This is a genomic window from Nocardia amamiensis (assembly GCF_015477605.1).
Taxonomy (GTDB): Bacteria; Actinomycetota; Actinomycetes; order Mycobacteriales; family Mycobacteriaceae; genus Nocardia; species Nocardia amamiensis_A.
Genome location: NZ_JADLQX010000088.1, coordinates 1 through 5697 on the forward strand (window position 1 = coordinate 1; position 5697 = coordinate 5697).

The 5697-nt window shown below is 67.7% G+C and carries 1 protein-coding gene; it reads right to left on the minus strand.

The genetic code is table 11. The annotated features are described in order from the left end of the window. On the minus strand, positions 1-5697 hold a 5697-nt coding region (locus IU459_RS36450), incomplete at both ends, for a non-ribosomal peptide synthetase (RefSeq protein ID WP_195134142.1).

Sequence of the window (5697 nt, forward strand, 5' to 3'; positions counted from 1 at the left end):
CATCCAGCACATAAACCCGGCTGTTCCACTCCGGCACACCGATCGGCACCGACACCTCGTCAGCCGCGGTAACCCGGTGGCTGGTGATCGACACCGCCGCCTCGGTCGGGCCGTACAAATTGAACAGTTCCGTGTGGGGATTCGCCGACAGGAAACGCTGCGCGGTCGCGGCAGGCAATGCCTCACCGATGGCGAGCACCCGCCGCAGTGACGCGGGCAAGCGCGCCTCCGATTCGGTGAGCAGCGCGTCGAGCATGGACGGCACCACGTGCAACGTGGTCACCGCGGCTTCGCGGATCAGGTTGTTCAGGTACGACGGATCACGATGCCCCTCAGGCGAAGCAATCACCAAACGGCCACCACACACCGCCGCCGACCAGAACTCCCACACCGAAAGGTCGAACGTCGCCGCGGTCTTCAACAGCATCGCGTCGGCGGATCCCAATCCGAACTCCGCTTGCTTCCACAGCAACTGGTTGACGATCGCACCGTGCGAGACGGCGACGCCTTTGGGGCGACCCGTCGAGCCCGATGTGAAGATCACGTATGCCGTGTTGGCCGCCGTGAGATCGCCGCGACGTTCTTCGGGAGCGATCGGCCCTTCCGCGTAGCCCGACAGGTCGAGTTCGTCGATACGAGCCACAGCGGCAAGTTCAGCACCTGCGTTCTCGATGACGGTCACGTCCACCCCGTCGCGGCTCGTCGTCAGCACGAGCGCCGGGTCGGCGGTCGCGAGGATGTATTCGATCCGCTCGGCCGGATGATCAGGATCGATCGGCACATACACCGCACCGGCTTTGGCGACCGCGTACATGGCGACCACGAGATCGACCGAGCGGCCGATGGCAAGCGCCACCCGCGATTCCACGCCGATACCTCGCGCGATCAGGTACCTGGCGAGACGGTTGACGCGACGGTCGAACTCGTCGTAGGTCAGCGTCCGAGCAGCAGCGCCGTCGACTTCCGCATCGGCGACGAGGGCGATGGCGTCGGGTGTGGCGGCGACCGATGCCTCGAACAACGACACCAATGTCGCGGACTCGTCGACCTGGTGCGCCGTGTCGTTGCGGTCCGACACCAGCTCGGTCAGTTCGGTCTCGTCCAGCCACGGCAGATCGCCCACCGGCAGCGTGGGCTCCGCCACGGCGGCGCGGATGATCCGCAACAGCCGGTCGACGAGGTCCTGCACCGTGTTCCGGTCGAACAAGTCCGTGGCGTAGGTGATGAAGCCACCGATGCCCGCTGGGTTTCCGCCTTCGTCGTAGCCGTCGGCGACGATCAGATGCAGATCGAATTGCGAGAGCTGCGTGTCGATGGCGACGGTCTCGACTGAGAGACCAGGCAGTTCCAGCGTGGCCCTGGCCAGGTTCTGGAACGACAGACCCACCTGGAACAGCGGATGCCGCGCCGTCGACCGCACCGGATTCAGCACCTCGACGAGTCGTTCGAACGGCACGTCCGCGTTGGCGAAGGCCTGGACATCGGTTTCGCGCTGGCGGGCGAGCAGATCCGCGAACGACTCCGCCGTGTCGACCCGGCTCCGCAGCACCAGCGTGTTGACGAACATGCCGATTACGTCATCGAGTTCGGCTTCGCCTCGACCGGCTATCGGCGTGCCGATCGCGATGTCCTCGGTGTCGGCCAAACGCGACAAGAGGACGGCGAACGCGGTGTGCACGACCATGAACAGGGTCGCGCCCTCGGCCCGGGCCAGCTCGATCAACGCCCGGTGGGTCTGCGCGTCGATCTGCACGTCGACCTTGCCACCGGCGAACGACTGCATGGGCGGGCGCGGTCGATCCGACGGCAGATCCAACTGGTCCGGCAGACCCGCCAACGCGGTCCGCCAGTAGGAGATCTGCTCCACCGCGAGCGAATCCGCGTCGTCCTCGCTGCCGAGCAGTTCACGCTGCCAGACACTGAAATCGGCGTACTGCACGGGCAGTGGCGCCCAACTGGGTGCCGCGCCGTGCGAACGCGCCGTGTAGGCCGTCATCACATCGCGCGTCAGCGGGCCGACCGACCATCCGTCCGCGCTGATGTGGTGCACGGCCATGGCCAGCACATAGGCGCGCTCCGCTCCGGCATCGTCGATCTCGAAGAGTTCGACCCGCAGCGGCACGTCGCTGGTGACGTCGAAGATGGTCGATACCACCTCCAGCACAGCGGATTCGATGTCCGCCGCGCTGATCCTCCGCACGGGCAGCTCCGGAACGGCTTGCGCCGGGGGCAGAATCACCTGTGCCGGGCCGAAGTCGGTCTGCGGATAGATGGTGCGCAGGATCTCGTGCTTGCCGACCACGTCCCCGATAGCGGCCCGCAGCGCGGGCACATCGAGGTCACCGGCCAGCCGCACCGCGACCGGCACGTTGTAGGCCGCCGATTCGGTGTCGAACTGGTTGAGGAACCACATGCGCTGCTGCGCGAGTGACAGCGGGATCCGCTCCGGGCGCGGACCGGCCACCAGCGCACGGCGCCCGCCGGCACCGGCCTCCTGTTCGACCTTCCGCGCCAGCCCGGCCACCGTGGCGGCTTCGAACAACAGCCGCACCGGCACCCGCGCGTCGAGCGCCGCACCCAACCGGGCTGCCACCTGGGTGGCCAGCAGCGAGTTCCCGCCGAGCGCGAAGAAGTCGTCGTCGCGGCCGAGATAGCTGTGCCCGTCGCCGAGCCCGAGCACGTCGGCGAAGGTGTCCGCGACGATCTGTTCGATCGGCGTGGTCGGCGCGCGGAAGACCGCCTTCTCGAAAGTGGGTTCCGGCAATGCCTTTCGATCGAGTTTGCCGACCGGAGTCAGCGGGATCTCGTCCAGCACCACGATCGCGGCGGGCACCATGTGCGGCGGCAGCGTTCGCGCGGCGTAGTCGGTGAGCTCGGCGGCATCGATGGAGCGGCCCTTGGCGGCCAGCACGTAGGACACGAGCGTCTTTCCACCAGCCGTGTCGCGGCCGAGCGTGACCGCGAACTCGACGTCGTCGTGGCTGCTGAGCACCGCGTCGATCTCGCCGAGTTCGATGCGGAAGCCGCGGATCTTGACCTGGAAGTCGGAGCGACCGACGTAGTCCAGTTCCCAATCCGACGCCGGAACCCGATCGCCGGTCCGCGCGGCCGGATCGGAGTACCACCGCACCAGGTCACCGGTCCGGTACATCCGAGTCCCCGGCTCACCCCACGGGTTGGCGACGAACCGCTCGGCGGTCAGCCGCATGCGGTTGTGGTAGCCGCGGGCCAAGGCGCCACCGGCCAGGTACAGCTCTCCTACGACACCGGGCGGCACCGGGTTGAGCCGCTCGTCCAGAACCAGCGCCGACATGCCGGGCACCGGCTTGCCGATCGTGATGTGCCGCCCGGGGGTCAAGGTGGCGAACGACGCGGTGATCGTCGCCTCGGTCGGGCCGTACCCGTTGATATACCGCCGCCCCGGCTGCCATTTGGCCAGCAGCTCGGGCGTGGTGACATCGCCGCCGACCTCGACGACCTCGAAGTCGTCCAGCCCGTCGGGGGCGACCGTACCGAGCATCGCCGGCGTGGTCATGGCGTGCGTCACCGCTTCGCCCTGCAACAGCTCAGCCAGATCCGAGCCGCCGAGAATGGTCGGCGGCACGATCACCAACGTGGCCCCGTTATAGAACGCGCACAACCATTCCTGAACCGACACGTCGAAGCTCGGCGAGCAGACATGCAGGAAGCGGTGGTGCGACTCGACGCCGTACAGCTCGGTCGAGTACTCGGTCAAACTGGCGAGCCCGGCGTGGGTTACCGTGACACCCTTCGGCAAGCCAGTCGATCCCGACGTGTAGATCACATACGCCGGATGACGCGTCGTCAGCGGCGTGTGCCGGTCGGCATCGGTGACCGGCGTCGCGAGCTTGTCCGCCAGCAACTCGTCGGTGGCCGGATCGTCCAGCACCAGCCATGCGACATCGTCAGGCAATCGGTCGACATACGCGGCGCCGGTGAGCCCGATGACCGCCCGCGAATCGGTCACCATGTGCCGCACCCGATCCGCCGGATAAGCCGGATCGACCGGCACGTACGCGCCACCGGCCTTGGCCACCGCCCACACCGCGGCAACCATCTCGTACGACCTCGGGAAGGACAACGCGACCAGCTTCTCGGGGCCGACGCCGCGATCGATCAGCACCCGCGCCAACCGGGACGAGTACTCGTCGAGCTTGCGATAGGTGATCGACCGGCCCCGGTCGCGGACCGCGATCCGACCCGGTCCGGACTGCGCGCCCCGGGTCAACAGATCCGGCAGCAACCCAGGCGTCAGCACGTGCTCACCGTGTACGTGGGTCAACGACTCGCGCTCGGCGTCGTCCAGCAACGGCAGATCACCGACCGCGCGGTGCGGCGCAAGAGTGATCCCCTCGAGCAGCCGGGTGAACCGCTCGGCGAGCACTCGCACCGTGGCGTCGTCGAACAGATCTCGGGCGAAGGAGAACTCCGCGTACATGCCCGCGCCGCCGCCATTGCCGCCTGCCTCCCGAATCGTGAGAGACAGATCGAACTTCGCGGTCTCGACATCGAAATCGACGGCCGAGACCCGTAATCCGGGCAGTTCGAAACCGGCATCCGCCAGGTTCTCGAACGACAGCAGCACCTGGAACAGCGGATGCCGCGCGGTCGAGCGTTCCGGGTTGAGGATTTCCACCACCCGCTCGAACGGGATGTCCGCGTGCGCGAATGCCTCCAGGTCGGCTTCCTTGGCCCGCGCGAGCAGGTCGCCGAAGGCGTCCTCGCCCCGCACCTCCGTGCGCAGCACCAGGGTGTTGACGAACATGCCGATCACGTCGTCGAGTTCGGCCTCGCCGCGACCGGCGATCGGCGTGCCGATGGCGATGTCACCGGTGCCGGATATGCGGGCCAGAAACAGCGCCAGCGCGGCGTGCACGACCATGAACATGGTCGCGTTGTGCTCTCGAGCCAAGCGGTCCAGTCCCGCGCGAACCTGGGCGTCGACAGTGAAACCGATCTTGCCGCCTGCGAACGACTGCGCGACCGGGCGAGGCCGGTCCGACGGCAGGTTGAGCTCGTCGGGCAGACCGGCCAGCGCGGTGCGCCAGTAGTCCGCCTGCTGCGAGATCAGGCTCTCCGGGTCGGTTTCCGAGCCGAGGACTTCGCGCTGCCAGAGGCTGAAGTCGGCGTACTGCACCGGCAACGGGGCCCATCCGGGTGCCGCACCGCCGCTGCGGGCGGCGTAGGCCAGCATCAGATCACGGACGAGCGGACCCATCGACCAGCCGTCCGCGCTGATGTGGTGCGCGACGAAGACCAGGATGTATTCGGTTCCGCTGAGCTGGAACAACTCGGTGCGGAACGGAAGTTCCACCGTCACGTCGAAACCGGCGACGACAGCACGCTGCACTTCCTCGGCAACGCGGTCCTGGCCGAGCGGCACCGGCGTGAGATCGACCGGCACCTCGCGCGGTTCCAGGATCCGCTGCACCGGCCCGTCGGAGGTCTGCGGATAGATGGTGCGCAGGATCTCGTGTCGGCCGACCATATCCGTGATCGCCGATTGCAGCGCCGCGACGTCCAGGTCGCCGGTCAGGCGGATCGCCACGGGGATGTTGTTCACCGCGGAGGCGGTGTCGAACTGGTTGAGGAACCACATCCGCTGCTGCGCCAGCGACAACGGGATCCGCTCCGGACGCGGACCGGCCACCAGAGCGCGACGACCACCAGCGCCCG